This is a genomic window from Micromonospora qiuiae, from assembly GCF_016863555.1.
In the GTDB taxonomy this organism is placed as follows: domain Bacteria; phylum Actinomycetota; class Actinomycetes; order Mycobacteriales; family Micromonosporaceae; genus Micromonospora; species Micromonospora qiuiae.
In genome coordinates this window covers 1-4,108 of sequence record NZ_BOPC01000155.1, presented here as the reverse complement: position 1 = coordinate 4,108, position 4,108 = coordinate 1, and the positions used below count along the sequence as shown (strand labels likewise).

Genomic DNA, 4,108 nt, shown 5'->3' with positions numbered 1-4,108 from the left:
GGCGTCTACACGCAACTGCGCCGCAAGGCCGAACGGTCCCGCAAAACCGCAGCCACCACCGCGTAGAAGAGGACCCTCATGAGTGGCCACGACGCCGGCCGGCAGGTCGGCAGTTTCCTGCTGCGTACGATCAGGTCTGGAACCTCGGGCGCCCAGGTGTTCCTGCTGCGGCAACCCGGAGGCGCGACTGTCGCCACGAAGGTCACCCGCAACCCAAGGGTCAGCTCGTTTGTGCAGCTCCAGCGGCACGCCCTCATGGCGAAGCACTTCGCCTCGCACACCCCGGCGGTACTCGCCACCGCAACCGAGGCCGAGCTTGACATCATCGTGACGGCGGCGCCCGCCCTGTGTAGCCTCGACGAGGCCATCGACTGTCACGGACCGACACCGGAGCTTCACGCGATCTGGCGGGACGTGGTGGCCGCTCTCGTCACGGTGTGGCGGTCAACCGCCCGGCCCGGTTTCGATCGCTCCACCATCTGCTGAGCAAACCCCGCGTGCGTCGGCGTCGGCTGCGAAAGGAGAGCAGCGTTCTTGGTCTGTCATAACGTGACCCTTCCCGAACAGGATCAATGTCCTGCCCAAGGGACCACACCCAGGTCAAACACGGAATCTACCCAACCCCTGGGATCGTCGCACGCAAATTCATCGATGAGCCGAGCTTGACGGTTCGGCGTTTGAAGGGCAGCGGACCGCCTTCGAGGTGGTAGAGCGTCAGGACGTTGAGGTCGTGGCGTTCGAGGGAGCCGGTGGCTTCGATGGCGCCGTTGTTGGCGTCGGAGGTGAGTGTGATGATCATTTCGGCGTCGGCGGAGACGACGAGGCCAGGGCTGCGGGTGGCGAAGATGTACTGCCGGTCGCCGCGCAGGTCGCGGAGTTTCGCGACGAGGTATTCCTCGATCCACGGGGCGTGGAGTGCGTCCTCGGGCTGGTCGATGATCAGGGGATCGTTGCCGTCGGCGAGGGCGATGATGAGGATGGCGGTGCACTTCTGGCCGTGCGCGAGCCGCTCGATCGGCACGTAGCCGTCGTTGGCGTGTTTGCGGAACTCGACGGAGAGGCCGTCGTGCAGGTCGAGGGTCTGCATCCGCAGGAAGTCCTCGATGGAGCCCTTTTCCCGCACGTGGTCGAACAGGGTCTCGACGTGTTTGTGCTCGGCGCCCGTGGCGGCACACACGCCGTCGACATCGTTGGCGAGGAACGAGCGGACCAGCTTGACTGGGGTCGACTTCTTACAGATCAGCTGAAGGACCGGCGCGCGCAGCCTTGAGCCCTTGGCGATGGCCGTCAGGTCGGCGAGGTAGGCCGAATCGTCGTTTTCGGAGAGCATCTTGATCCGGACGATGCCGCCCATCAGCTTGTTGAGTGCCTTGATCCGGTCCTCGCGCCGCCGCCGCCGTGCCTTGCGCGTTTCGAGCAGCTCGGCGATCAGCTCTTCCCGGTACGACGTAACCGTGGCCAAGTTCGGCACGAGCTCGTCGTTGAGCTGGGTTTGCTGCGCGTCGAGTTTCGCCTTTTCCGTCTGGAGTTCGACGAGGCGGGTGCGCAGCGCGGCGAGACCCTTGTTGTCGACGTCGATACGGCTGACCGCTTCGGCAAGTTCACGGTCGAACTGCCGGTACCGTTCGAGCCACTCCTGCCGGATGGCGACCAGTTCCTTGTTCACCACCAGCAGGACCTGCGCCAACTGAGCGTTTACCGCCTCGACCGCGTCGCGCAACTGTGCGTACGCCGCCTGCGCCCGCTGGTAGAGGTCCTGGTTGTCAGCGATGGCGGCCACCACCCGGAACTTCTCTCCGCTGTCCGTCCGCGCGGTGACCTTAAGTTCGGGGATGCCGACCAATGGCTCGAAAAGAGCCTTTTCCGCACTCCACTTCGCCTGCATCTTGATGGTCTCGCCGTCGAACAGGCCGGACAGCTCCTCCAGCCGCTTCTCGACCTCCGGAAGGGTCTCCAACCTCGCGCTGGCCTGCGCGATCTTGGATTCGAGCGAGCCGATGAGCCGGCCGTTGTCGTTGAGCCGCGTCACCGCATCCGTTTCACGAATCTCGAACTCGCAGAGGTCAAGCTCGGCATCGATAAGGGCCATCCGTCCCACCGGCGTCCGGGCGTATTCGATCACCTCGCTCTGCGAGAAGCCGGTGATCGCGATCCGGCCGGATAGGCCGGTCAGATGCTCAGTGTCACCGATGAACTCAGGCTGGGTGGAGCCATCCTCGAAGTACGCACGGCGTACGAGGCACCGCGCGTGGCCGCGGGTGAGCACGACCTCGACGGTTGAACCCGAGGTGAGCGCGTACTTCAGCCGGGACTCGACCTCTTTGCGGACTTGCGGGAAGTCGCCGGCGTCGGTCTGCTGATCGAGAGCGAACCGGACCAGCTCAATGAGCAGCGACTTGCCCGCTCCCGTCCCGCCGAGCAGGCAGTTGAGGTCGCACGAAAACTGGAACTGCTGACCGTCGAGGAACCCGCCGGTCACGGTCACGGACTCGATTACCGTGTGCTCCGGCGCTGTCGGCTCTTCCAGGCGGACACGCAGAGCCGGATCCGCCAGCGCGTGCCGCAGGCCGCACAGGTCCGGCCTCGACGCCTTGATCCAGGTCCGGCGGTGGCCGATGCCGTGCAGGACGTGGGTGCTGGCGCCGGGTGCGGTGGTGTCGGAACTGCGGACCACCGCGAGTTCGCGCCGGCCGTCGAGCCGCGTCTTAATCCTCTCGGCCTCGGTGATGTCGACAATCTCGACGGCATCGATGGCATCGTCGAGCAGCGTCTGGTTGACGCGGTCGGCCACGGCGAGGCGGAGCAGGCCCTTCTCCCGGTCGGCGTGCGCCGGGATTGCCAGGCCGCCCCGGGCGGTGATGACCTTCGCGGTGTCGGCGAAGCCCTTGTCCAAGGCCTTGTGCAGGTCACCGTGGTCGGCGCGGACCACCCCGAGTTCGACGAGCACGTCCTCGATGTGCTGCGCCGGGGTTCCCTCTTCCCAGATGGCGAGGAGATGCCCTTCAGCCGTGCTGAGCTCCAGGCCGGGCAGCACCACAAGCGTCGTGTCGCGGGCGGCCTCAGCCATCCTGTCGCACCAGCCGGCGGTGTTGTGATCGGTGACGGCGATCGCGTGCAGCCCGGCGGCGATCGCCGCGTCGACGATCTGACGGGGCTCGCTCGCGCCGTAGGTGTGCACGTCGACATCGCGTGAGGCCGGGGTGTGCACGTGAAGGTCGACAGCCCAGAACTGTGCGGGTCCGTGCTTCGTTCCCGCTGGCGATGCCGCCCGACTGATCCCCGTTGATGCCGTTGCTGACGTCAAAGCACTCGCTCCGTGTGATCATTCGCCGTGGTCTGAGCGTCCGGGTCGACACTGTAACGTTCGGTGAGCTGAGGAAAAGGCGCGACACCCGCCCATACGTACGAATCGGCGCCACCGGATGAGGCCTCGCCAGGCCATCCGCCTCGGTCAGCTGTCCAACCGTCGAGGAGTTCCGACTTGGCGGCGTGGTCGGCCTCGTCAAGGACGAGGCCGGCCACCCGCACTTTCCGTTAGCGGGGTGTGCTGAAGAACCACTGGTCTTGTGCCCCTGCGAAGACCGGCAGCCGTATCGTTTCCAGCGGTTGGAGCACCGCGCCGCCGCGTCCTTCGATCCGGCGCACGAGGCTCGCCTCGGTGTCCGGGATCAGGGGCACCACCATCAGCCGGTCCAGCGTGCGGCTCGGCCGGTCCGTGCATGTTCCTGGATACGGCCGTCCACGCCGGCCAAGCGTGACCGCACCGCGCTTCCGACGTATCGGACGGCGTTGTTCGAGTCGCCGCGATGTAGAAGTAGGTCACGCACCCTGCCCCCGACACTGCCGACACTGCGCCCGCGAATCCAACCAGACAGACTCCGCCGAAGCCCAATGACGTGCTCCACGGCGATGCCCGGAATAGGCCGCCCGTCGCTTTGTACATCGCCAGGCGCCTCACCACCTCCACACGGTCTCCGGAAGGCGATAGCTCGCCATGAACCCGAACTCGCCTTCAGGGCAATTCCTCGGCGGGGTGTCAATGACGCATGTTGACCCGGATGCCACCGAGCTTCGATGGGCGGTACGAGCTGACCCGGCCGTGGCGCTT

Annotated in this window: 3 protein-coding genes; 1 reads left to right on the top strand and 2 read right to left on the bottom strand. The window is 66.0% G+C overall.

What is annotated here, in order from left to right; all coding sequences use genetic code 11:
* Positions 1-78: 78 nt before the first annotated feature.
* Positions 79-486 carry a hypothetical protein gene (locus tag Vqi01_RS30015; protein WP_204038500.1) on the top strand — a complete coding sequence of 136 codons (408 nt, stop codon included), beginning with the start codon at positions 79-81 and terminating at the stop codon, positions 484-486.
* Between the two features lie 127 nt (positions 487-613).
* Here Vqi01_RS30015 and Vqi01_RS30010 read toward each other — a convergent pair whose 3' ends face one another.
* Both Vqi01_RS30010 and Vqi01_RS30005 read right to left on the bottom strand, forming a co-directional pair.
* Positions 614-3,208, bottom strand: coding sequence for a Nuclease sbcCD subunit C (locus Vqi01_RS30010; protein WP_239098777.1), 2,595 nt, complete (start codon positions 3,206-3,208; stop codon positions 614-616).
* A 326-nt stretch (positions 3,209-3,534) separates the two neighbouring features.
* Positions 3,535-3,684 carry a hypothetical protein gene (locus tag Vqi01_RS30005; protein ID WP_204038499.1) on the bottom strand — a complete coding sequence of 50 codons (150 nt, stop codon included), beginning with the start codon at positions 3,682-3,684 and terminating at the stop codon, positions 3,535-3,537.
* Positions 3,685-4,108: the final 424 nt, after the last annotated feature.